Source organism: Kineosporia rhizophila (assembly GCF_021277265.1).
Taxonomy (GTDB): Bacteria; Actinomycetota; Actinomycetes; order Actinomycetales; family Kineosporiaceae; genus Kineosporia; species Kineosporia rhizophila.
In genome coordinates, this window is the sequence record NZ_JAJSOH010000038.1 from 1 (window position 1) to 23,102 (window position 23,102).

Sequence of the window (23,102 nt, forward strand, 5' to 3'; positions counted from 1 at the left end):
GGGGGCTTGGGCAGAGCAGGTGGAGGGCCGGGGGCGGTGCCGGGTGGGTCGTCTTCTGTCTTGGTGGGGGTAGGCGTGTCGGGGCGGGGGTTGGGCACTGCCTGGGGCTCGCCGGTTGCGTAGGCGGTGGCCAGCGAGAGCACCAGCGACACGTAGCTGTTGCTGCGGTTGTACCGGTACACCGCTGCTTCCTGGCCGGAGCGGGTGCTCAGGTCGGAACTGCCGGCGCAGAGGTAAGTGCCGGCGGCCAGAGCGGCATCGTTGATGTTCTGGGGGTTGCCCTTGCCGTAGGACTTCCAGGTGCCGGGCAGGAACTGCATCGGGCCCACCGCGCGGTCGTGCGCCGTGTCCCCGTCGTAGCGGCCGCCGTCCGAGTCCGAGATCGTCGCCGTGCCCGGGGTCGAGCCGTCCAGGCGGATTCCCAGGATCGGCGGGCTGACCAGGCCGGTCGCCGTGATCCCGGCCCCGCCGTGGCGGCCGTGATTGCTTTCCACCCGGCCGATTGCGGCGATCAGCGACCAGTGGATCCGGCAGGACGGGTCGGTGCGGGCGAGCTGGTCGGCGGCGGCCTGGTAGGCGCGCTGCGCCCCGACCGGGATGCCGGAGGAGGTCAGGGCGTCTGTGCGAGTGATCCCGTAGGCGCCGCCCGACGACGAATCGCCCGAAGCCGTTGACTTTTCCCCCGACGAGGGGATCGATGGCACGGTGGACGAGGTGGGCAGGGCGCTGGTGTCGGCCTCACTGCCGTACAACTCCAACGGGCTTTCACTGGACGAGGGCGTGCCGGTGGGTTGGGCGGGCGTGGCGCCGGCGGCCGTTCTGGGTTGTGCCGCAGTGGATCCGGACACCATGAAGACCACTGTGACAGCGAGAAGGAAGGCCGCGACGGCGGCGGCACGGCGCAGCGCCGTGGCACCGCCCGAGACCAACCGGGCCGAACCGGTCCATCGCACCCCACGACCTTAAGCAGAAATAGAAGAAATGGCAGCCCCGGTTCCTACTGGAGCCAGCATTCACTTCGAAGACCGGCTCACCGGCCTCCGTACGGAAGGGAACGGCCATGCGTGCCATCTGGAACGACACTGTGATCGCGGAGTCCGACGACATCGTGGAGGTGGAGGGGAACGCGTACTTCCCCGTCTCCTCGGTGCGGCAGGAACTGATCACGGCGACCGACACCCGCACGGTCTGCCCGTGGAAGGGCACCGCCTCGTACTACTCGATCACCGTGGACGGCGCCGAGAACACGGACGCGGCCTGGTTCTACCCCGAACCGAAAGAGGCTGCGGCGCAGATCAAGGACAGGGTGGCGTTCTGGCGAGGGGTCACCGTGACCCCCTGATCTCAGCGGGCCTCCGGAGCCGGGCTGACCAGCCCGCTCTGGTAGGCCGCGACCACCAGCTGCGCCCGGTCCCGCGCGCCGACCTTCGTCATCGCCCGGTTGACATGGGTTTTCGCGGTGAGTGGGCTGACGAAGAGACGTTCGGCGATCTCGTCGTTGGACAGGCCGAGCGCGACCAGGGTGGCCACCTCCCGCTCGCGCTCGGTCAACGCCGAGAACACCTCCGGGGTGACCGTGCCCACGCTGCTCGGCTGGGCCAGGAACTCGGTGATCAGGCCGCGCGTGGCGCGGGGCGAGAGCAGTGCGTCGCCGCTGGCCACGGTGCGGATCGCGGCCAGCAGCTCCTCCGCCTCCACCCCCTTGCCGACGAACCCGCTGGCCCCGGCCCGCAGCGCCGCCAGCACGTACTCGTCGATCTCGAAAGTGGTCACCACCAGCACCTTCACGCCGGCCAGGTCGTCGTCGGCGCAGATCATCCGGGTGGCCTCGAGACCGTCCAGGTCGGGCATCCGGATGTCCATCACGACCACGTCGGCCCGGGCGGTGCGGACCATCTCGACCGCCTGGCGCCCGGTGCCGGCCTCGCCCACCACCTCCAGGTCGGGGGCGGAGTCGATCAGCACCCGGAAGCCGGCCCGGATCAGCGCCTGGTCGTCGGCCAGCAGGACACGGGTGGTCGGTCTCGTCATCACACACTCTCTTGGGGACGGCTACGGGCTTCGCTGGTCAGCCGGGCGGACAGGCCACTCAGACCGGACAGGTCCACGCAGCCCGCCGCCCGGGCGGGCGGCTCGGTCACGACCGGCTCGGCGGCCGGGGCGGCCGGGGTCGGCGACGCGTCGGGCAGCGGGCGCACCGGCAGTTTGGCCCGCACCCGCCAGGTGCCGTCCGCCTCCGGGGCCGCCCGCAGGCTGCCGCCGACCGCCAGGGCCCTCTCGCGCATGCCGATCAGGCCGTAGCCACCCAGCAGCGCGTCCGGCTGATCGGCCCCGGGCACCGCCACTACCCCGTTCTGGTTGACGATGTCGATCAGGACGGCGTCACCGGCGAACCGCACGTCGAGGCCGGCCGAGCCGGAGCCGTGCTTGTGGGCGTTGGTCAGGCCCTCCTGCACGAGGCGGTAGGCGACCAGGTCGACCGCGGGCGGCAGGGGACGGCGCTCGCCGCGCACGGTCCAGCTCACCCGCAGCCCCGAGCTCTCGAACGAGCGGATCAGCTCGGGCAGGTCACCGACCCCGGCGGCGGGCTCGATCGGGGTCTTCGGATCACCCGGCCGGCGCAGCACGTTGAGCAGGCCGGTCAGCTCGTCGAGCACCGTGCGGCTGGAGCGCCGCACGTGGGTCAGGGCCTCCTTGGCCTCGGCCGGGTTGTCGGTGACCAGGTGCTCGGCCACCGAGGCCTGCACGTGGATCACGGCGATGTGGTGGGCGACCACGTCGTGCAGTTCCTGGGCGATCCGCAGACGCTCCTCGGCCACCCGGCGCCCGGCCTCCTCCTCCCGGGTGTGCTCGGCCCGCCGGGCCCGCTCCTCGACCTCTGCCACGTAAGCCTTCTTGCTCTGTACGGCCTCACCGGCCGAGGCGAAGAAACCGACCCACAGCAGGGTGCCGATGTGCGCACCGATCTGCAGGCCCCCATGGGCCACGGCCTGGGCCAGAATGATCACGGCGCTGGCACAGCAGGCGCAGGTCAGCGTGCGTCGGCGGTTGCCCAGGCCGGCCACGGTGACCATGGCCGCCCCGGCCGCCATCACCAGGGGTGAGGCGGCCTCGCCCCCGAGGTGCCAGATCAGGCCGGCCGTGCCCAGCGTGGTCAGGGCCAGGACCGTGACCGGCGCGGCGGTCCGGAAGACCAGCAGGGAGAACAGCGCGGCCTGCACCGCCAGGACCGTGGGCGTGCTCGCCCCGGCGTGTTGCTCGCTCGACTTGAGGGAGATCAGCGTGGCCACGCCGAGGAGCAGCAGGGCCAGAAGGCCGTCCCTCACCCACGGGTGGTGGACGGCCTTCAGCCGGATCCGCTCGGACATCCGCATCACAGCACTGTAAGCGCGGGCCTAGCGCCGGGAAACCAGTTCGGCCGGGGGCTCCTCGACCTCGGCGGTGGGCAGCGGCTCGTCGGCCGGGTCGACCGACAGGTGCGGCAGGATCCGGTCCAGCCAGCCCGGCAGCCACCAGTTGGAGTTACCCAGGCTGTGCATCACGGCCGGCACCAGCACGGTCCGGATCAGGAAGGCGTCGATCGCCACGGCGGCGGCCAGGCCGACCCCGAACTCGGCGATCACCCGCTGGCCCTCCAGGATGAAGGCGGCGAAGACGAAGATCATGATCAGCGCGGCCGCGGTGATCACCCGGCCGGTCTCGGCCTGGCCCACGGTCACCGCCCGGGCGTTGTCCCGGGTGTGGTGCCACTCCTCGTGCATCCGGCTGACCAGGAACACCTGGTAGTCCATGGAGAGGCCGAACAGGATGGCCAGCATGATCACCGGCAGGAAGGCCTCCACCGGCCCGCCCGGCCCGGCGCCGATCAGCTCCGAGCCCCAACCCCACTGGAACACCGCCACCAGCACCCCGAACGAGGCGGCCGCGGCGACCAGGTTCATCACCGCCGCGGTGAGCGGCACCACCACGCTGCGGAAGGCGATCAGCAGCAGCAGGAAGCCGAGCCCGATGATCACCCCGATGAACAGGGGCAGCTTGCCGGTGAGGACGTCGGCGAAGTCGTCGAAGATGGCGGTGGCCCCACCCACGTGCACCTGCATCGAGGTGCCGCTCTCGGCCTGCGGGATGACGTCGTCACGCAGCCGCTCGATCAGCTCGCTGGTCTCGACGTCCTGCGGCGAACTGGCCGGGATGACCTGGATCATGCCCAGCGGCGAGCCGGGCTCGACCGGTGCGGCGGAGACCGCGGCGACCCCGGGCGTCTGTTCCACCGTGGTGGCCAGGGCCTGCAGCGCCTGGGCGTCGGAGTCGGCGCCCAGCTCGGCGACCAGCAGCAGCGGGCCGTTGGAGCCCGGGCCGAAGCCCTCGGCCAGCAGGTCGTACGCCTGACGGGTGGTGCTGCTCTCCGGGTCGTTGCCGGCGTCGGACGAGCCCAGTCGCAGCGACAGGGCCGGCAGGGCCAGGAGCACGATCATCGCGGTCGCGACGAAACCGAAAAGTGCCTTGCGCCGGGCGATCAGGTGGGACCAACGGCCCCAGAAGCCTTCCTGGGCGTGGCTGGCGGACGGGCCCTGCTCGGCCAGCAGACGCCGTTCCCGGCGGCTGAGCAACCGCGTGCCGAGAACACCGAGCGCGGCGGGCAGCAGGGTGATCGCGGCCGCCACGGTGGCCAGAACCGTCACCGCAGCGCCGATCCCCATGCCGGCCAGGAAACTGACGCCCAGGACGAGCAGCCCGAGCAGAGCGATGACCACCGTGCCACCGGCGAAAAGTACTGCCCGACCGGAGGTGTTGAGCGCCCGGACGGCGGCCTCTTCGGGGGCGATGCCGGACTTCAGGTTGTTGCGGTATCGCGTGACGATGAAGAGCGCGTAGTCGATCCCGACCCCCAGGCCGATCAGCGCGGCCAGGGTGGGGGCGATGGTGGACAGCGACATCAGGTGCGAGAGCTGCCCGATCGCGGTGATGCCGACCCCGACGCCGAACAGCGCCACCAGGATGGGCATCAGGCTGGCGAACAGCGAGCCGAAGACCAGGAACAGGATCACCGCGGCGGCCGCGACGCCGATCAGCTCGGCGGTGCCGCCGATCTCGGACGAGGCCTGCTGGATGACCTGGCCACCGAGCTCGATCTGCAGACCGTCCCCGTCGATCTCCTGGGCGGTGTCGATCACCTTCTCGATGTCCGGGATCGGGACGTCCTGGGCCAGGCCGTCGAACTGGACGGTGGCGAAGGCGATCGTGCCGTCCGGGGCGATCTGCGCGGCGCCGGCCTCGTCGTAGGGACCGGTCACCGAGAGCACGTGCGGAAGCTCCGCCACCTCGGCCAGCATCGGCTTCACCCGCTGCTCGACGGCGGCGTCGGTGACCGGGCCGTTCTCGGAGTGGATGACGATCTGGCCGGTGTCACCGGCCTGGTCCGGGCTGGCCTGCTCGAGCAGTTCGAGGGCCCGGGCCGACTCGGTGCCGGAGAGGTTGAAGTCGTCGGCGTAGGCGGTACCCCGGGCCGCGGTGGCGGCCCCCAGGCCGACGAGTAACGCCAGCCAGAGTGCGATCACGACGTAACGATGCTGGTAGCACCAGCGAGCGAGTGCGGACATGACGAATCTGCCCCTCCAGATGGGTTGTCGGACACCGGTTTCGCTGGACCCGAGCGGCGAGCGCGGTGATTGCACGCGTCGTCGCCTGCATCACACATCATGGTGATCTTCGGCGCCGGTCACATCGTCCAGGCATTGACATCTGGGCCTACTACGTCTGCGGTACGACCCCCGGCCGGGCACCAGGGGTCACAAGGTGGACCTGTGACGAGCCAGGGGCGGAACCCGTTCCGGGTGAACGGGAACCGAACCACACTGGCGGTTGTGACCGTGACCCATGCCCCCACCCAGCGGCGTACCACCCCCGCTCACCCGACCCCGAGCGTCCCTCAGGGTCTGGCTCCCTCAGTGGCACCGAACTGGTTCGCGGCCGTGATGGGCACCGGCATCGTCGCAACGTCCGCAGCAGCTCTGCCTTCCGGGCTCCAGACGCGCGAATTCGCCGTCGGGGCCTGGCTCCTGGCCACCGCACTCCTGATTCTGTTCGCTGGAGCAACCGTTGCCCAGTGGGCCGGCCACCGGGAGCGGGCCCGGTCCCATCACCGCCATCCGGTGATCGCGCACTTCTACGGGGCTCCACCGATGGCCGTGCTTACCGTGGGCGCAGGCACGCTGCTGCTCGGCCCCGGCCTGATCGGCCCACAGGCGGCCGTGACCATCACCTGGGCGCTCTGGGGCCTGGGCACCGTGGCCGGTCTGATCAGCGCCTTCGCGGTTCCGTACCAGCACTTCACCGGCGCCCTGGGCGATGCCTCCCGGCAGCCGGACGCGGCTTTCGGCGGCTGGCTGATGTCGGTGGTGCCGCCCATGGTGTCGGCCTCGACCGGCGCCGCCCTGCTGCCGCACACCCCGGCCGGACAACCGCGACTCACCCTGCTGCTGGCCCTGTACGGCCTGTTCGGGATCAGCCTCATCGCCTCGTTCGTCCTGATCACCCAGCTCTGGACCCGACTCGTGCAGCACGGCCTGCCCCCGGCCCGGCTGGTGCCGACGCTGTGGATCGTGCTCGGCCCCTTGGGGCAGTCGGTCACCGCCGCCAACCTGATCGGCCGGCAGGCGGGCACCGCGATCGAAGACCCGTACGCCACCGCCCTACGCGCCTTCGGCGTGGTCTACGGGCTGCCGGTGCTGGGCTTCGCCCTGCTGTGGGCCGCGTGGGCACTGGCCCTGACCCTGCGTACCGCCCGCTCGGCCGAAGGTTTGCCGTTCGCCCCCACCTGGTGGGCCTTCACCTTCCCCCTCGGCACCTGCGTCACCGCAGCCGCCGCCCTGGGCCAGGCCACCGGCGCCGACGCGCTGGCCGGACTGGCTGTGATCCTCTTCACCGGCCTGCTCAGCGGCTGGCTGGTCGCCGCCGTCGGCAGCCTGAACTCGCTCCGCCCGAGCACCCGCCGCCCCGAGCCGCCCACCTGGGCGTACACCATCTGACCGGAGACCCCGCCCGGCCTGAACAGAAGGCAACCGCGGTGAAATCCACGGCGGAGTGCCGTAACGCGGTGTTCATCGCCGACCCTTACCGTCGGAACTTCGGCGAGAGATCCGGCGCGACGGAGGGGAAGATCAACCGCATGAACACAGCCCGCACGCGCGACGGTCAGCTGACCATCCCGACGATCGACCTGTCCGCGTTCCGCGAAGGCTCACCCACCGACCGCGCCCGGGTGGCCGCCGAACTGGACCACGCCGCGTCCACCATCGGTCTCCTGCAGGTGACCGGGCACGGCGTGAGCGAAGAGGTGCTGGCCGGGCTCACCGGCGCGATGGACGCCTTCTTCGGCCTGCCGATGTGGCAGAAGAAGGCGCTGCGCCCGGCCTCGCCGGAGTACAACCGCGGTTACACCCCGCCCCGGGCCGAGCGGCTCAGCCTGAGCCCGGGGGCGAACTCCCCGGCCGACCTGTTCGAGGCCTTCGACGTGGGCCGCAGCACGGAGGACTTCCCCGGTCTGGGGCTGGACGAGCTGCAGTACGCACCCAACCTCTGGCCCCTGCGGCCGGAGAGCTTCGAGCCCGCGGTGATGGCCTGGTTCGCCGAGGCCGCCCGGGTGGCCCGCGAGGTCACCGCGGTGATGGCGGTGGCTCTCGGCCTGGACGAGAAGTTCTTCGCCGGCTACCAGGACCACGCTCTGGAAGTGCTGCGGCTGAACAACTATCTGGTGCCGGCCGACGAGACGGTCCCCGACGAGGACCAGGTCGGGACGGGCGCCCACACCGACAACGGCATCCTCACCGTGCTCTGGGCCGACCCCCAGGTCCGGGGCCTGCAGATCCTGCCGGGAGCGGGCGAGTGGCACGACGTGATCCCCACCGAGGGAACGCTTCTGGTCAATCTGGGCGATCTGCTGGCGCGCTGGACGAACGACCGCTGGATCTCCGTGCCGCACCGCGTCCTGCCGCCCACCGATGCCGAAGGTGCTCTGGTGCGCCGACGTTCGGCCGTCTTCTTCCATGAGGGCAACGCCGACGCGGTGATCTCGGTGCTTCCGGGGTGCGCCGACGAGGACGAGCCGGTCCGCTACGAATCCGTCACCGTGGCCGACCATCTCGCCGAGAAGCAGGCCCCCGGCCGCCCGAACGAGCAGCTGCAGCCGGCCGGTCTCTGAACTAGGACGCGACCGGGGTGGGCTGGGTGTTCAGCAGCAGCACGAACATCTCGTCCCGCCACTCCCGCGCCCCGGCCGGATAGGTGCGCATCTGCTCCCAGTACTGCTCGATCGCCTCACGGGCGGACGCCGAGAGGCGGGGCCCGGCCGGTTCGTCGATCTGGTCACCGAAAGCGGCCACCCCCTCGGCGATTCCGAGGAGGCGTTCGAGCAGGGCAGCAGAGGGGGTCATGCCTCACGCATCGGCAAACGGGTGAAGCTGCTTGACTCTTCGTGAGCGACTTTCCGGTAATCCACACAGACCGACACAGAACAGTGGGTGAGCCGGCCCTACTTCACGGTGATCTTGTCCTGCACCCGCCGGCCGATCTCGGTGAGCTGCTCCAGCTGCTCGGGAGTGAGCTGGTCGATCAGCATCTCGCGCACGGCCTGCACATGACCCGGCGCACTGGCCATCAGCTTGGCCCGCCCGGCCTCGGTCAGCTCGGCGTTCATCCCGCGCCGGTCCTCCTCGCACTCCACCCGGCGCACCCAGCCGGCCTGCTCGGCCCGGGTGACCGCGCGGGTCACGCCGCTGCGGGTGGACAGGGTCAGGTCGGCCAGCTCACGCATCCGCAGCCGCCCACCCGGCGCCTCGGAGAGGCGGACCAGGATGTCGTAGTCGGTCAGCGTCAGGTCGGACTCGGAGGCGAGCTGCCGGTCCAGGGCGGCGAACAGCATGCGGGTGCTGTCCAGCAGCGCCCGCCAGGCCGCCTGCTCGCTGCTGCTCAGCCAGTTCGCGCCGTCGGGGCGGCCCTCTTCGTCACGCACCCGAGCCAGTTTAGCTTCAATAGTTGACGGCGCAATGACATTGATGGCACCATAGTGCTTGCCGGAGCAACGACTACGCGCGTTCACGTCTTCCCCCCAGGACGGAGCGCCGCGACTGCCCCGGTTCAGCAAGTACCGCTTGCCGTCCTGCCTAACCCCCCTCCGAGGCAGGACGGCAAGCGACTTTTGGCACTCAGCCGCAAAACGTCCATTCGCAAAACGACCGGTCCCCCGTGCCGGAAGACACAGGGGACCGGGACCTCGGCGAGCGAGCGGGACGTCAGCGCTTGAAGGCGTCCTTGACGTTCTCGCCGGCCTGCTTCACGTCGGCCGACGCCTGGTCGGCGCGGCCCTCGTTCTCGAGGCGCTCGTTGTCCGTGCCCTTGCCGACGGCTTCCTTCGCCTTGCCGGCCACGTTCTGGGCAGAGTTCTTGATCTTGTCGGTGGCACTCATCGACAGGCCTCCCAACCACTAGGCAACTTGCTGTTCCGGGACGCCCGAAGCGTCCCGCCGAGGTTCACTCTGCCCCCTCTGGGCCAAACCGCATCCCGACCCTGATCACGTCCGGCCCACCTCAGGGAGAACCCGTACGCCGTGAAAGTGGAAAGTCAGGGTTCCCAATCTCGGAAGTTCGGGTTTCACTATTGCCTATGAGTGACGAACTGGAAGCGATTCTCAGGAGCGTCGCCTCGGGGGAGATGAGTCCCGATGCGGCCATGAAGGCGATCGACGAGCAGAAGGCCCGTGAGGCGAGCGCCACATCCGCGCCCTCCGCGCCCGCTCCCGAACAGCCCACCCCGGCCTCCCCGGCCTTCGGCTCCCCCGGCTCCGGCAGCTCCCGCAGCTCCGGCACCCCCACCTTCCGGGCCGGTGGCACTCCGCCGGTCAACGGCACCATCACTGCGGTGCGGGTGCTCGGTTCCTACCGCTCGGTGCAGGTCACGGCCGACCCGTCGGTGGCCCAGCTGTACGTGACCGGCACGCACCGGGTCAGCCAGGAGGGCACCACGCTGATCGTGTCCGGCACCGGCCCGCTGGACGAGCCCACCGGCCCCCGTCCGGCCAACGGTGGCAACCTCTTCGGCAACTTCAGCTTCAGCGACCTGCCCCGCACGCTGACCTGGGCCAAGTCGTGGAAGGAGCACCAGCTCGAGATCCGGGTGAACCCGGAGCTGCTGCTGGAGCTGGAGACCACCGGCGCCGAGGTGAAGCTCAACGGCCTGGTCGGCGGTCTGAAGGCCCGGGTGGTGGCCAGCTCGCTGAAGGCGGACCGGCTGCGTGGGCGGCTCGACGTGGAGGCGGTCTCCTCGTCGGTGAAGATCAGCGCGGTGCCGCTGGGCGAGTCCCGGCTGACGGCCGAGTCCTCCTCGGCCCGGCTGACCCTGCTGAACGGCAGTGACCTGCGGATCTCGGGCACCAACCGGATGGGCCGGCTGCAGCTGCCCGACCGCCCGGCCAGCACCATGCCGCTGGACGACCAGGTCACCGAGAGCGTCGTGGGCTCGGGGCGGGACCTCCTGCGGGTGGAGGCGGTCATGAGCTCGGTCACGGTCGGCGCCCAGGTCTGGGACGAGGCGCCGCTTTGAGCCGCCGGCACCCGGGCGAGCACGGCTACCGGGCCCCCCAGCAGTGCCCGGTCTGCGCCGACGACCTGCACGTCACCCAGCTCGGCTGCGACTCCTGCGGCACCGGGATCAGCGGGCACTTCCAGCACTGCGACTACTGCGCCCTGGACCAGGCCGAACTGGACGTGCTGCGGGTCTTCCTGGTCTCGCGGGGAAACATGAAGGAGCTGGAACGGCACCTGGGGGTCAGCTACCCCACCGCCCGGGCCCGGTTCGACGATCTGCTGGCCAAGCTCGGTCTGCGGCCCACCGCCCCGGCGACTCCCACGGCGCCGGCTGCGGAGCCGGCGCGGAACGAGGCGGACGAGCAGACCCGGCTGAACACGCTGCAGGCGCTGGCCACGGGTGAGCTGGACGTGGAGGCGGCCCGGAAGCTCCTGGGCCAGTGATCCGCCGCTGACCAGGGGGCGGGTGGTTGCCCCAAGTGCGGGGGTACACCAGCCACCTGCCCTTTCAGGCGGCAGAATGCTCCTTCGATGTCACCGGTCCGCCCGGCAACATCTACGCGTCGGCTCCTCCGGCGCGCCGACAACCCTCGGGCGAGTACACGGCCGGTGCCTTCGGGCCACCGGAGGGGATGTCCCGCCGGCGCCAGGCCGGGTACTCGCCCGTGGGGTTCGGTCCGGAGGTCACGCCCGGTCTCACTGGGTCTGCGAGAGGTCCGTGCTGTCCTGGGTCGTGGCGCCCCCCTGGGTGGTGCCGTCCTGAGTGGTCCCGTCCTGCGTGGTCCCGTCCTGGCTCTGTCCCTGACCGAACGGCGACGTACCGGAACCGCTCTGGCCCTGACCGGTCTGACCCTGCCCGGTCTGACCGCCCGGCATCTGACCGCCGCCGGGGAACTGCCCACCGCCGGGCATCTGGCCACCCCCGAAACCGGTCTGGCCGTCGGTGGTGCCGGAGACCGAGGCGGAACCACGGTCGTGGCCGACCACGTAACCGGTCGCGAAACCCACCCCGAGCAACAGGGCACCGGCGATGACCGCGGCGGCCACCGGCGTCTTCAGTTTCTGCACGAAACCACCCTGGGAGCCGGTGGTCGGCGCGGGAGCCGGCACCGACGTCCCCAGGTGCTCCTGCGGGACCTCGAAGGTCAGGTGCGGCGGCGGCCCGGCGGGGCCGGGGTACTGCACGTTCGGGTAGGACTGCGGGTTCTGGGCGGGGGCCGGGTGGGTGTTCACCGGCGCCACGACGGTCTGCCCCTGATTTTCTGCCATGCGTCCCAGAGTTCGGCCCCCTGATGAGGAGAGGCCGGATCCGGGCTGTGAACCGGCTATGAAGACCAGAAGCCGGTGGCCACCCTCCAATGGCCACCGGCTTCCCTCAGAGAAGGTCCTGGGTCACTTCACCTCGCGGCGCAGGGTGCGCACCGTGCCGATCACCAGCGGTGCGACCACCCACAGCAGCGCCGAGGTGAAGATCCGCAGCCACTCGTCCCCGCTGGTCTCCCCTCCGCCCAGCACGCCGGTGGTGGAGTTGAAGTCCAGCCACTCGCCCACCGACTCCATCGCCGAGAACTGCGAGAGCAGCTGGAAGGCGACGGGCAGGACGAAGAAGCTGACGATCGCGACCGGGGTGTTGGCGAAGAGCAGGCCGAACCCGACCCCGCAGGCGTAGTTGAGCCACAGGAACGCCAGCAGCTCGATCACCACCATCGCGGACATGTCCCAGGGGTCGGCCGCCCCGGAGACCAGGGTGGCGATGCCGGCGATCGGCAGGATCAGCGCCAGCGTCGCCGTGGCCAGGACCATCGCGGCGAGGAACTTGGCGGCGACGATCCGGCCACGCTGCGGGACCAGGGTGAAGGTGGTCAGGGCGGTGCGCTGCGACCACTCGCTGGTCACGGTCAGCACCCCGAGCACCGGGCCGAGGATGGCGATCGGCAGGAAGGCCAGCTGCGCGTAGGTCTGCCAGGTACGGTCACCGTCGCCCCAGATCGCCATCGCCCCGATCACCAGGACGACCAGCAGGGCGACGATGCCGAGCAGCCAGCGCCCGGCCCGGGTGTCGGCCATCTTGCGCAGCTCGAGCCAGGTCAGCGTGCCCAGCCCGGGACGGCTGATCTTGGTGTCCTGGGTGGCGCCGGGGGCGGCCCAGGCAGGCAGCGTGGTCGGGGCGCTCATCGCGCGACCTCCATCGGGGGGTTGACCGCACCGGCCGGTGCGGAGGCGTTCGCAGTGGCGGTGAGCTGGAGGAACAGGGCCTCCAGGCCGGCACCGTCGGCGGTGCGCAGTTCGGTCAGGACAGCGCCGGCCGCAGCCGCGGCGCGACCGACCTGGAGCGGTTCGGCGTCGACCAGCAGGGCGCCGTCGGCGGCCGGGGTGAAGGTCAGGCCGGAGCGCTGCAGCGCGTCGGCCAGGGCGGCCGGTGCCTCGGCGCGGACCAGGGTGCCCGCCCCGGCGAGCAGTTCCTGCTTGCTGCCGTTGGCCGCGATCCGGCCGTTGCCGATCACCACCAGACGGTCGGCGACCGCCTCGACCTCGTGCAGCAGGTGCGACGAGAGCAGCACCGTGCCGCCCCGGTCGGCGTACTCGCGCAGCAGACCGCGCATCCAGAAGATGCCCTCCGGGTCCAGCCCGTTGGCCGGCTCGTCGAGCACCAGCGTGGAGGGGTTGCCGAGCAGGGCGTGGGCCAGGCCGAGGCGCTGGCGCATGCCCAGGGAGTAGTTGCCGACCCGCTTGTCGGCGGCCTTCTTGTCCAGGCCGACCAGGTCGAGCATCTGGGTGACCCGCTCGCGGGGCAGGCCCAGGACGATGGTGCCGAGGGTGAGCACCTCGCGGCCGGTGCGGCCGGCGTGCTGCGCCGAGGCGTCCAGGAGCACACCCACCGAGCGGCCCGGGTTGGGCAGGCTGCGGTAGGGCACGCCGTCGATCAGCGCGGTCCCGCTGCTCGCCGGGGTCAGACCGCACAGGATCCGCATCGTGGTGGACTTGCCGGCGCCGTTCGGGCCGAGGAACCCCGTGACAGTGCCGGTCTCGCACCGGAAGGAGACGGCATCGACGGCCGTCTGGGTGCCGTATCTCTTCGTCAGGTTCTCGATCTCGATCACGAGGACAACCATTCCGGACCGGCCACCACCCGCGCGTCCGTCCTGGGAACCATCTGGGCGCGCCCCAGGGTGATCTCGGGTTAGACGAAAGTAGGGGGCCCGCGCATCCCAGGACCGTGGTGGCCGCCCGATCGGGATGCCTACGGTGAGCAGGTGCGCACTCACCACCGCTCGGGCTGGCTGCCCGGTGACCTGGACGACCCGGTCGCGGCCCGGCCGGAACGACGCTCCGCGCGGGACTGGCTGGTGGACGTCAGCCTGTTCCTGATCTGCACCGGCCTGGGGGTCCTGCTCTGGATCGACCAGGCCGACCTGGAACGCGGCACGATGCCGGGCGCGCTGGCCGTGGCCGACCTGGTGGCCGGGGTGCCCTGCCTGGTCCTGCTCTGGTGGCGGCGGCGTTGGCCGACCCGGATCGCCGTGTTCATGGCCGCGGTCGGGTTCTTCTCGGTGGTCTCCGCCCTGCCCGCCATGGTGCTGGTCTACACCGTCGCGGTGCGCCGGCCGCCCCGGAACGTGGCCGTGGTCTTCGTCCTGCACGTGCTGGCCGGGATCGCCTTCGCCTGGGTGCGGCCCAATCCGAGCGACAGCTGGGCCGACCTCGTCGCCGGCCTGATCGCGGTGTGCGCGGTGCTGGCCTGGGGGCTGTTCGCCCGCGCCCGGCGGCAGCTGATCCTCTCGCTGCGCGACCGGGCCGAACGGGCCGAGTCCGAGCGCAACCTGCTGCTCGAGCAGGCCCGGCAGTCCGAGCGCACCCGGATCGCCCGGGAGATGCACGACGTGCTGGGCCACCGGATCTCGCTGATCAGCCTGCACGCCGGGGCCCTGGAGTTCCGCGCCGACAAGGCCGGGCCGGAGGTGGCCGAGTCGGCGGCGGTGATCCGGGCCAGCGCCCGGCAGGCCCTGCAGGACCTGCGCGAGGTGATCGGGGTGCTGCGGGCCGGCGGGGCGGAGGACTCGCCGGACCGCCCGCAGCCCACGCTGGCCGACATCCCGAGCCTGGTCGAGGAGTCCCGCCAGGCCGGCATGAAGGTGACGCTCAACTGCGAGCACGCCGAAGGGCAGGGGGTTCCCGAGGTGATCGGCCGCACCGTCTACCGGATCGTGCAGGAAGGGCTGACCAACGCCCGAAAACACGCACCAGGCACGGCAGTGCAGGTCTCGGTGAACGGAACCCCTGGGCAGGGGCTGGAAGTGACGGTGCTGAACCGGGCGCCGCTGGCTCCCCCCGATGCCATTCCTGGGGCCGGACAGGGGTTGGTGGGGTTGACCGAGCGGGTGAATTTGGCCGAGGGGAGCCTGGAACACGGGCGGACGGCGGCGGGGGACTTCCGGCTCGCGGCCCGGCTTCCCTGGCCCACCAACGACGAAGAATTGAAGACGTCGGTGAGCACCACGGTGGAGCCGTCCGCCTGAGTGGTGGGTCGGGATGGGAGGGTTGAGAACGTGGCAGATGTCGAAGCACCGGTGCGGGTGCTGATCGTGGACGACGACGCGCTGGTGCGGGCGGCGCTGCGGATGATGCTGTCCGGCAGCGAGCACGTGGACGTGGCCGGTGAGGCGGAGGACGGCTCGCAGGTGCTCGGGGCGGTGCAGCGGCTACGGCCGGACGTGGTGCTGATGGACATCCGGATGCCCCGGGTGGACGGTCTGGCGGCCACGGAACAGCTGGCCCAGCAGCCCTCGCCGCCCCAGGTGATCGTGCTGACCACGTTCGACGCCGACGAGTACGTGCTGCGGGCGCTGCGGGCCGGCGCCAGCGGGTTCCTGCTCAAGGACACGCCCCCGGCCGACCTGGTGCGGGCCATCCGTACGGTGGCGCAGGGCGAGGCCATGCTCTCGCCCGCGGTGACCCGGCGCCTGATCGACCACGTCGGGGCACCCTCGGCGGCCGGGCAGTCGCGGCGCCGGGAAGCGGCCCGTGACCGGCTGGACCTGCTCAGCCCGCGCGAACGGGAAGTGGCGGTGGCGGTAGGGCTGGGCAAGTCGAACGCGGAGATCGCCGACGACCTGTACATGAGCGTGGCCACGGTGAAGGCGCACGTGTCCCGGGTGATGACCAAGCTGGACGCGACCAACCGGGTGCAGATCGCGATCCTCGCCCACGACGCCGAACTGGCCTGAACAGCCTGACTTTCAGAGCCGGTTTCAGGGCCCGGCGAAGGTGGTGACCACGTTGCGGGTGACCAGCGCGGCGATCTCCTGCGCCTGGGCGTCGGCCTTGACCCGCTTTCCCTGGCCGTCCAGGCAGAACCCGGTGACCGTGCACCCCCAGGCCGCCGTGCCGGCGTTGAACACCGTGGCGCCGGAGGGGCGTTCGACGTAACTCGTGGCCTGGACGTCGCCGCAGGCCAGGTCGGCCGAGCCGACCACCTGGGCCGGGCCGGGGGCCTGGACCTGGTCGAGGCGGCCCGAGACCAGGCCCTTGAGCACCTGACCGGAGCTGACCTGGGCGCCGCCGAAGCCCCACCACGAGGGGTCGGTGATGGTGAGGCCGGTGCTGCCGACGGCCTCGCAGGTGGCGACCGAACCGGTGAGCTTGGCCCCCGATCCGGCGGCGACGGTGAAGCTGCGCCCGTCGGCCTGATCGGGCAGGGCGGTGACGCCGGCGGAGCCGGCCCCGAAGAAGGCGAGGTCGGTACCGTCGGCCACCGCCGCGCGTACTGAGCCGCGCAGCTTGGGTGTCCAGTAACGGCTTTGACCGGCCACCAGCACTGCCGTGGCGCCCTCGAGCAGCTTCGGCGAGGCCGTCAGGTCGGTGTCGGTGAGGTAGACGACGTCGGTGCCGGTGCGCTCGATCTGCGCGATCAGCCCGGCCTCGGTGGCCAGGGCCCCGGCGCCCGCCCCGGTGAGCAGCGGCCGGTTCAGCGTGACCTCGCGTCCCTCCCCCACCGACCCGTTGCGGTTGGTCGCCGCCCAGGTCATCGGGGAGGTCAGCACCACCACGCGATCGGACGCCGAGCCCTGGGAAGGCACCGAGGTCACCGTCAGCGGCAGGTAGCGGCTGGCCTTGCCCAGGTCGAGGCGGACGAGATAGGTGCCCTCGGGCCAGTTCGTGGTGTCGAGCGAACCGGTCGACTGCCAGCCGGCCGGCGGTCCCGACTGAGCCTGGGCCTGCAGCGTGCCCTGCCAGACCTGCCGGGCGCCGTCGCCGCCGTACCAGCCCAGCCGGAACGCCCGCACCTGCGCGGCGCCGGCACCGCGCAGGAACACCGGAACCAGTTCACCAGGAGCTACCGAGGAGGCGCCGGCGTAGGCCGCCAACCCCTTGGCCGCGGCGCGGGCCGGGGCGATGCGCCACTCCTCGGCACCGGCCTGCGCGTTCTCGCGCACGATCGGCCCGGCCTCGCTGCCCGGGTTGCTGACCAGGCCACCGCGTACGTCCGAGGCCGGCTTCCGGGCCTCGGGGGCGGCCTCGGAACCGGCACCACCAGCACTGATCAGCCCCGCCAGGCCGCCCAGGGCAACGAGGGCGGTCACGGCGAGCAGACGCGGGGACGGCACGAAAAGGATTGTGTCGGGCGAGGGGTGCCCGGTGCCAATCCGGACGGGTTTCCGGCGAGTCACTTGCTTCACTCCAGCCAGAGGCTAGCGAACCTACGGATTCGTAGGTTACGGTTACGTAGGTAAATCCGGACTGATCAGACAGGGGCACGGAATGACTGCATCGACCAGCGCCGCCGGCGCCGGCGACCTCGACCCGACCCCTGCCCAGGGGGCTGCCGAAACTCCGCGCCGGCCCCGACGTCCTCAGTTGCCGCTGACCTACGGCCGCAAGAGCAACGTCGAGATCGTGTTCCTCTGGTTCTTCGTGGTCGCGCCCCTGGTGGCGGTGGCCGCGGCCGTGCCGGTGGCCTGGACGGGCGGCTGGCTGGGCTGGACCGACGTGATCCTGTTCGCGGTGATGTACCTGTTCACCGGGCTGGGCGTGACCGTCGGCTTCCACCGCTACCTGACCCACGGCGCGTTCAAGGCCAAGCGGCCGATGCGGATCCTGCTCACCGTGGCCGGCACGATGGCGATCGAGGGCGCCCCGATCCGCTGGGTCGCCGATCACCGCCGCCACCACCAGTTCTCCGACGACGAGAACGACCCGCACTCCCCCTGGCGCTTCGGCGAGACCGTGCCGGCCCTGGCCAAGGGCATGATCTGGGCGCACATGGGCTGGCTGTTCACCCGGGAGAACTCGAACTCGCGCCGGTTCGCCCCGGACCTGGTGGCCGACCGCGACATCCGGTTCATCCAGAAGAACTTCGTCTGGTTCCTGCTGCTCAGCCTGTTCGGCCCGGCGATCGTGGGCGGCCTGGTCAGCCAGTCCTGGCACGGCTTCGTCACCGCCTACTTCTGGGCCGGCCTGGTCCGGATCGCGCTGATCCACCACGTCACCTGGGCGGTCAACTCGGTCTGCCACGTGATGGGTGAGCGGCCCTTCAAGACCTCCCAGAAGGACCGGGCCTCGAACGTCTGGTTGCTGGCGGTCCCGAGCTTCGGCGAGAGCTGGCACAACCTGCACCACGCCGACCCGACCTGTGCGCGGCACGGCGTGGACCCGGGGCAGATCGACATCTCGGCCCGGGTGATCTGGCTGTTCGAGAAGGCCGGCTGGGTCTGGAACGTGAAGTGGCCCAAGGAGAACCGGATCGACGCGAAGCGGGTCGAACAGGCCGCCTGAGGCGACCACGAACAAATGGTGGACGGGCCGGCGCGAGGTGCGTTGGCCCGTCCACCATTTGTTGTGAGGATGTCGGGATGGACATTCAGGAAGCACTCGCGTTCTGCAAGGCGAACCACCACGCCGTCCTGACCACGCTGAAGAAGGACGGCAGCCCACAGATGTCCCCGGTGACCGTCGGTGTCTCCACCGACGGCACCCAGGTGGTGATCAGCAGCCGGGAGACCGCGATCAAGGTGAAGCACCTGCGCCGCGACCCGCGGGCCTGGCTGGCGGTGTTCACCGACGGCTTCTACGGCGAGTGGGTGCAGGTCGCCGGGCCGGTCGAGATCGTCGGCCTGCCCGCCGCGATGCCCCTGCTGGTGGACTACTACAAGGACATCAGCGGCGAGCACCCCGACTGGGACGAGTACCGGGCCGTGATGGAGAAGGACCAGCGGGTGATCATCCGGATCACGCCCACCGAGGTGGGCCCGAACGTCTCCGGTTGATCAGTCGGTCTTGCCGTCGGCGTGGATCGTGCTGAACCCGGTGTACCCGGCCAGCGCCGCGGGGATCACGATCGAGCCGTCGGCCTGCTGCCCGTTCTCGAGGATCGCGGCCATGGTGCGGCCGATCGGCAGGCCCGAGCCGTTGAGGGTGGCCACCAGCTCGCGCTTGCCGTCCTCGGTGCGGGTGCGGATGTTGGCCCGCCGGGCCTGGAACTGGCCGCAGTCCGAGCAGGACGAGATCTCCCGGAAGGCGTTCTGCCCGGGCAGCCAGACCTCCACGTCGTAGGTCATCTGGGCGCCGAAACCGGTGTCGCCCGCGGCCAGCAGGATCACCCGGTGGGCCAGGCCGAGCTTCTGCAGCAGCGACTCGGCGTGGCCGACCAGCTTCTCCAGCTCGTTCTGCGACTGCTCGGGCGCGCAGATGCGCACCATCTCGACCTTCTCGAACTCGTGCAGCCGGATCAGCCCACGGGTGTCGCGGCCGTACGAGCCGGCCTCCGAGCGGAAGCACGGCGTCCACGCGGTGTAGGCCAGCGGCAGCTCACCGGGCTCGACGATCTCGTCGGCGTGCAGGTTGGTCAGCGGCACCTCGGCGGTCGGGATCAGGTACAGGTCCCGGCTGCCGGCCGAGGTGCGGAACAGGTCCTCCTCGAACTTCGGCAGCTGCCCGGTGCCCTCGAGCGCGCTCGGCGCCACCAGGTGCGGCACCGCGAACTCGGTGTAGCCGTGCTCGCGGGTGTGCGTGTCGAGGAAGAACGAGATCAGGCCGCGCTCCAGCGCCGCCCCGGCGCCGCGGGAGACCCGGAACCGCGGGCCCGACAGCTTGGTGGCCCGGGCGAAGTCGAGGATGCCGGTGCGCTCGCCCAGCTCGACGTGGTCGAGCGGGGTGAAGGCGAACTCCGGCGGGGTGCCCCAGGTGCGGACCTCGGTGGCGTCGGCGTCGCTGAAGCCGTCGGGCAGCGAGTCGAGCGGCAGGTTGGGGATGGTGAGCATCCAGGCGCGCAGGTCGGCGGCGGCCTGGTCGGCGCCCTCCTCGGCCTGCCGGATCTGCTCCTTCAGGCTGCGGGCGCGCTCTTTCAGCTCGCTCACGTCCCCACCGGCCTTGGCGGTCCGGCCCACCTCGGCGGCGACCTTCTTGGACTCGGCGCGCAGGTCGTCGGCCGCCTTGATGCCGGCGTTCCGGCTGGACAGCAACTCCTCCAGGGCTGCGGTGTCCAGGGTGTAGCCACGGCGGGCGAGCCGGCGAACCGCCTCTGTGCCCGGGTCGAGCAGGGCGCGCGGGTCGTGCATCGAAGGACCTTTCACCAGGAAGGGTTTTGCCGCGTCGATGCTATCGGGGTGTACCCGATTAGTAATCCGGGTTAACGGCGGCGCGCTGGCCGCCGGCCCGGCGCGGCGACCGGCCAGAATGCCGCCATGGCGATCGATCCCTGCTCCTCGCAGACCCTGACCGCACCGGACGGCGCCGAGCTCGTGGTGTGCGCGCACGGCGGGCACGTGACCGGCTGGACCCCGGCCGGTGGCCGGCCCCGGCTGTGGCTGAGCCCGACCGCGGAGTGCGGGCCGGGCAAGGCCATCCGCGGCGGCGTCCCGGTGATCTTCCCTCAGTTCGCCGGGCGCGGGCCGCTGCCCAAGCACGGCGTGGCCCGTAACCGGGCCTGGACGGAGGTGGAGTCCGGGCCGGGCACCTGGACCGCGAAACTCGTTGACGACACGGACACCCGGGCGATCTGGCCGCACTCGTTCGAACTGGTGCTGAGCGCCCGGGCCGAGGGCCAGACCTTGGACCTGGAGCTGACCGCCCGCAACACCGGCGACGCGCCGTGGAGCTTCACCGCCGCTCTGCACAGCTACTTCACAGTCGGTGACCCCGACACGGTGATCTCCGGGCTCGGCGGCCGGGCGGCGGCGGACAACGCCGGCGGCCCGGCCTACACCTTCGCCCCTGCGGGGGGCTCGGTGCCCGCCCTGACCTCCCGCGACGTGTCGATCGAAGGAGCCTCCGGCCCGGTGGCCCTGGAGGACCCCGAGCTGGGCCGACTGCTGGTCACCGCCAACGGCTTTCCTGACCGGGTGGTCTGGAACCCCGGAGCGGGTCACGGCCTGGGCGACGTGCCGGACGGATCCGAGACCGGCTGGGTCTGTATCGAGCCGGCTCTGCTGCAGCCGGTCGAGCTGACGCCCGGGTCTGCCTGGACGGGCAGTGTGCGGTTCGATACGGGCCGCGCGCCGACCGACGACTGATCTCGCTATACGTATCAGTCACTTCCGGACGACCTGCTCATATCCGTAGGCCGATTACGTGGAGTCATAGCACTTTGCTAAATCAGCATCGGTGTGGCAGGCTCTTCGACGCACCGGCGCCGAGAGCGCCGGTGCACCAGAATCTTCTCGTTCGCCCGGGTTCGGCTCCACGCGGCCCGGGCGGCGTCGTCCCACCGCAGTTGCTCCCCCGGCCGGCTCCCGCAGCGGCCAGTACCTTGGATCTCCCGGTTTGAGCCAGGGGTTGGAGGGACTTCCTGGCCCAGACCGTGGCAGTCACAGATCGCCCTGGCGGAAACTTCGGTTTCCGCCAGGGCGATCTGTGCTTTGGCCGGCACCGCTGATCAGGCGGCCGAGCCCAGGTACTCCTCCCAGGAGGGCTCACGCACGTCGGCCCCGCGAACCACCCAGGCCGGACCGCGCGGTGGCCGCGGCCGGACCGACAGCGTCCAGCCCATCTCCTCCGGGGTGCGGCTGCCCTTGACGTTGTTGCACCGCATGCAGCAGGCCACCAGGTTCTCCCAGGTGTCCTGACCGCCCCGGCTGCGCGGCAGCACGTGGTCGATCGTGGTGGCGTGGCTGTCGCAGTAACCGCACCGGTGCTCGTCCCGCCGCAGCACACCGCGCCGGCTGACCGGGATCACCCGGCCGTGCGGCACCTTCACGTAGCGCTGGAGCACGATCACCGACGGCCGGGGGACGGTCAGCATCTCGCTGACCACTGGGTGCGGACCGCTCTCGACCACTGCGGCTTTACCCGCGAGGACGAGCACGACGGCCCGGCGGAAGGAGACGACGGCCAACGGCTCGTAGCCGGCGTTCAGAACGAGGGTGCGCATGAGCGGCCACCTCCTGGGTCCCGGGACGACAAAAGGCGCCGTTCCGAGTGGAACGACGCCTTGGCTGGGCGGCACACGGCCGCAGGTATTTCGGGTTGTATCTCGAACGCGTGGGTGGTGCGGGCCTGGGCAGGATGCCCTGGTAACCCCGTATGGGACCGCGCCCTGGCGGCCAGGAAGTCGCGTATGTGACCAGCCACTACGACCTCCTCACCGGAATGCCAGCTTGTCGGACCCTGGATGACAGGGTAAGCGGGAACCCCTGACCAGATCACTCCCTTTCTCTCAGTGATCTGCGCCGCGTACGTCACCACCGGATGAAGGAATGGCAAACAGCGGAAGCCCCGCCACCCGGGCGGGGCTTCCGTGCAGGCTCGGGCGGGTGACCGCCCGGATCAGCCGATCCGGCCGAAGCTGACCGCGCTGGTCCAGATCGCCCGCTTGCTGAACGACGTCCCGGTGCGGCCCGCGTCGTACATCATGTTGCCGCCGGCGTAGAGACCCACGTGGTAGGCGGCCCCGCCGTTGCTGAAGAACACCAGGTCACCGGGCTGTGCCTCGGACCGCGAGATCCGGGTGGCGGCCAGCATCTGCTGGTTCGCCGTGCGCGGCAGCGCGACGCCGACCTGGTTGAAGATGTACTGCATGGCCCCCGAGCAGTCCCAGGCGATCGGCGTGGTGCCGCCGTACCGGTAGGGGACCCCGAGGTAGCGCGAGGCAACGGCCAGCACCGAGGTGCCGCGCGCACTGCCGTAAGAACTGGACACGTTCGAACCCGTCGACAACTCCCCGCTTGCGACGGGGACAACGACCTTCTTCGGAATTGCGGTGAAATCACTGCTTTCGAAGGATACCGTCGCCGCGACCGGGGCGGTGAGGGGTGCCGCCGAAGTCTGCGCGCCACCCGGGGCGGCGATCAGGCCGCCGGCGAACGCGACGGCCGGCTGGACCGCGATCGGGGCCGTGGCCGGAGCCGCGGCGACCTCGGGCGAGGTCCGGGTGGAGGCCTGGGAGGACATGCCCATCGAGGCGACCAGACCGCCGGACATGGCGATCACGGCCCCGCCTCGACCGATCACCGACATCTGACCGGTGACGGCCGTCCCGAGGGACTTCAGGGGTGTTGCAGCACGAACGGGCGCGCGATGGCGCGCCG

The 23,102-nt window shown here is 71.0% G+C and carries 24 protein-coding genes; 10 read left to right on the forward strand and 14 right to left on the reverse strand.

Annotated elements, in window-relative coordinates; genetic code table 11:
- Positions 1-953: lysozyme family protein (locus LWF15_RS32050; RefSeq protein ID WP_232814732.1), on the reverse strand; the 953-nt coding region annotated here is incomplete at its 3' end.
- A 107-nt stretch (positions 954-1,060) separates the two neighbouring features.
- Between LWF15_RS32050 and LWF15_RS32055 the strand changes: the two genes are divergently transcribed.
- Positions 1,061-1,342, forward strand: a complete 282-nt coding sequence (locus LWF15_RS32055) for a DUF427 domain-containing protein (protein WP_232814733.1) — start codon at positions 1,061-1,063, stop codon at positions 1,340-1,342.
- A gap of 2 nt (positions 1,343-1,344) precedes the next feature.
- On the opposite strand, the gene LWF15_RS32060 is transcribed toward LWF15_RS32055, so the two are convergent.
- Genes LWF15_RS32060 through LWF15_RS32070 form a run of 3 tightly spaced genes read right to left on the reverse strand, consistent with a single transcriptional unit; the run spans position 1,345 to position 5,600 of the window.
- Positions 1,345-2,031 (reverse strand): response regulator transcription factor, encoded by a 687-nt coding sequence (locus tag LWF15_RS32060; protein ID WP_232814734.1) that lies wholly within the window; start codon positions 2,029-2,031, stop codon positions 1,345-1,347.
- Positions 2,031-3,374 (reverse strand): sensor histidine kinase, encoded by a 1,344-nt coding sequence (locus LWF15_RS32065; RefSeq protein ID WP_232814735.1) that lies wholly within the window; start codon positions 3,372-3,374, stop codon positions 2,031-2,033. The genes LWF15_RS32060 and LWF15_RS32065 overlap by 1 nt, the downstream gene beginning before the upstream one ends.
- Positions 3,375-3,395: 21 nt before the next feature.
- Positions 3,396-5,600 (reverse strand): MMPL family transporter, encoded by a 2,205-nt coding sequence (locus LWF15_RS32070; RefSeq protein ID WP_232814736.1) that lies wholly within the window; start codon positions 5,598-5,600, stop codon positions 3,396-3,398.
- 264 nt (positions 5,601-5,864) lie between these two features.
- Between LWF15_RS32070 and LWF15_RS32075 the strand changes: the two genes are divergently transcribed.
- Together LWF15_RS32075 and LWF15_RS32080 are read left to right on the forward strand one after the other, a co-directional pair.
- On the forward strand, positions 5,865-7,028 hold the full coding sequence (locus LWF15_RS32075; protein WP_232814737.1) for a TDT family transporter: 1,164 nt from the start codon (positions 5,865-5,867) through the stop codon (positions 7,026-7,028).
- Positions 7,029-7,168: 140 nt separating this feature from the next.
- Positions 7,169-8,200, forward strand: coding sequence for an isopenicillin N synthase family dioxygenase (locus LWF15_RS32080; RefSeq protein ID WP_232814738.1), 1,032 nt, complete (start codon positions 7,169-7,171; stop codon positions 8,198-8,200).
- A gap of 1 nt (position 8,201) precedes the next feature.
- Here the strand turns inward: LWF15_RS32080 and LWF15_RS32085 are convergent, their stop codons facing one another.
- The 3 genes from LWF15_RS32085 to LWF15_RS32095 all read right to left on the reverse strand — a co-directional run bounded on the left by LWF15_RS32085 (position 8,202) and on the right by LWF15_RS32095 (position 9,464).
- Complete coding sequence (locus LWF15_RS32085) at positions 8,202-8,432, reverse strand: hypothetical protein (RefSeq protein WP_232814739.1); 231 nt, start codon at positions 8,430-8,432, stop codon at positions 8,202-8,204.
- 98 nt (positions 8,433-8,530) lie between these two features.
- The gene (locus LWF15_RS32090; RefSeq protein WP_232814740.1) at positions 8,531-9,010 is read right to left on the reverse strand and encodes a MarR family winged helix-turn-helix transcriptional regulator; all 480 of its coding nucleotides are present in this window, start codon (positions 9,008-9,010) and stop codon (positions 8,531-8,533) included.
- A gap of 280 nt (positions 9,011-9,290) precedes the next feature.
- Positions 9,291-9,464, reverse strand: coding sequence for a CsbD family protein (locus LWF15_RS32095; RefSeq protein WP_232814741.1), 174 nt, complete (start codon positions 9,462-9,464; stop codon positions 9,291-9,293).
- A gap of 197 nt (positions 9,465-9,661) precedes the next feature.
- On the opposite strand from LWF15_RS32095, the gene LWF15_RS32100 reads away from it, so the two are divergent.
- Positions 9,662-10,597, forward strand: coding sequence for a DUF4097 family beta strand repeat-containing protein (locus LWF15_RS32100; protein ID WP_232814742.1), 936 nt, complete (start codon positions 9,662-9,664; stop codon positions 10,595-10,597).
- On the forward strand, positions 10,594-11,025 hold the full coding sequence (locus LWF15_RS32105) for a DUF2089 domain-containing protein (protein WP_232814743.1): 432 nt from the start codon (positions 10,594-10,596) through the stop codon (positions 11,023-11,025). The genes LWF15_RS32100 and LWF15_RS32105 overlap by 4 nt, the downstream gene beginning before the upstream one ends.
- A 252-nt stretch (positions 11,026-11,277) precedes the next feature.
- On the opposite strand, the gene LWF15_RS32110 is transcribed toward LWF15_RS32105, so the two are convergent.
- From LWF15_RS32110 to LWF15_RS32120, 3 genes are all read right to left on the reverse strand, one after another.
- Positions 11,278-11,850, reverse strand: a complete 573-nt coding sequence (locus tag LWF15_RS32110) for a hypothetical protein (RefSeq protein WP_232814744.1) — start codon at positions 11,848-11,850, stop codon at positions 11,278-11,280.
- A 123-nt stretch (positions 11,851-11,973) separates the two neighbouring features.
- Positions 11,974-12,756, reverse strand: coding sequence for an ABC transporter permease (locus LWF15_RS32115; RefSeq protein WP_232814745.1), 783 nt, complete (start codon positions 12,754-12,756; stop codon positions 11,974-11,976).
- Positions 12,753-13,682, reverse strand: a complete 930-nt coding sequence (locus LWF15_RS32120; protein ID WP_232814746.1) for an ABC transporter ATP-binding protein — start codon at positions 13,680-13,682, stop codon at positions 12,753-12,755. The genes LWF15_RS32115 and LWF15_RS32120 overlap by 4 nt, the downstream gene beginning before the upstream one ends.
- Before the next feature lie 153 nt (positions 13,683-13,835).
- Between LWF15_RS32120 and LWF15_RS32125 the strand changes: the two genes are divergently transcribed.
- Positions 13,836-15,098 carry a sensor histidine kinase gene (locus tag LWF15_RS32125; protein WP_232814747.1) on the forward strand — a complete coding sequence of 421 codons (1,263 nt, stop codon included), beginning with the start codon at positions 13,836-13,838 and terminating at the stop codon, positions 15,096-15,098.
- 30 nt (positions 15,099-15,128) lie between these two features.
- Positions 15,129-15,806, forward strand: a complete 678-nt coding sequence (locus LWF15_RS32130) for a response regulator transcription factor (protein ID WP_232814748.1) — start codon at positions 15,129-15,131, stop codon at positions 15,804-15,806.
- Between the two features lie 24 nt (positions 15,807-15,830).
- Here LWF15_RS32130 and LWF15_RS32135 read toward each other — a convergent pair whose 3' ends face one another.
- Positions 15,831-17,186 carry a N,N-dimethylformamidase beta subunit family domain-containing protein gene (locus LWF15_RS32135; RefSeq protein ID WP_232814749.1) on the reverse strand — a complete coding sequence of 452 codons (1,356 nt, stop codon included), beginning with the start codon at positions 17,184-17,186 and terminating at the stop codon, positions 15,831-15,833.
- Between the two features lie 154 nt (positions 17,187-17,340).
- On the opposite strand from LWF15_RS32135, the gene LWF15_RS32140 reads away from it, so the two are divergent.
- A complete protein-coding gene (locus LWF15_RS32140; protein WP_232814750.1) occupies positions 17,341-18,354 on the forward strand; it encodes an acyl-CoA desaturase in 1,014 nt (337 codons plus the stop codon).
- 77 nt (positions 18,355-18,431) lie between these two features.
- Positions 18,432-18,845, forward strand: coding sequence for a PPOX class F420-dependent oxidoreductase (locus tag LWF15_RS32145; protein ID WP_232814751.1), 414 nt, complete (start codon positions 18,432-18,434; stop codon positions 18,843-18,845).
- On the opposite strand, the gene serS is transcribed toward LWF15_RS32145, so the two are convergent.
- Positions 18,846-20,135: a serine--tRNA ligase gene (serS, locus tag LWF15_RS32150; RefSeq protein WP_232814752.1), complete on the reverse strand. Its 1,290-nt coding sequence runs from the start codon at positions 20,133-20,135 to the stop codon at positions 18,846-18,848.
- Between the two features lie 126 nt (positions 20,136-20,261).
- Between serS and LWF15_RS32155 the strand changes: the two genes are divergently transcribed.
- The gene (locus LWF15_RS32155; RefSeq protein WP_232814753.1) at positions 20,262-21,089 is read left to right on the forward strand and encodes a D-hexose-6-phosphate mutarotase; all 828 of its coding nucleotides are present in this window, start codon (positions 20,262-20,264) and stop codon (positions 21,087-21,089) included.
- A 362-nt stretch (positions 21,090-21,451) separates the two neighbouring features.
- On the opposite strand, the gene LWF15_RS32160 is transcribed toward LWF15_RS32155, so the two are convergent.
- Both LWF15_RS32160 and LWF15_RS32165 read right to left on the reverse strand, forming a co-directional pair.
- Positions 21,452-21,946, reverse strand: a complete 495-nt coding sequence (locus LWF15_RS32160; RefSeq protein ID WP_232814754.1) for an HNH endonuclease — start codon at positions 21,944-21,946, stop codon at positions 21,452-21,454.
- 395 nt (positions 21,947-22,341) lie between these two features.
- A complete protein-coding gene (locus tag LWF15_RS32165; RefSeq protein WP_232814788.1) occupies positions 22,342-22,995 on the reverse strand; it encodes a C40 family peptidase in 654 nt (217 codons plus the stop codon).
- Positions 22,996-23,102: the final 107 nt, after the last annotated feature.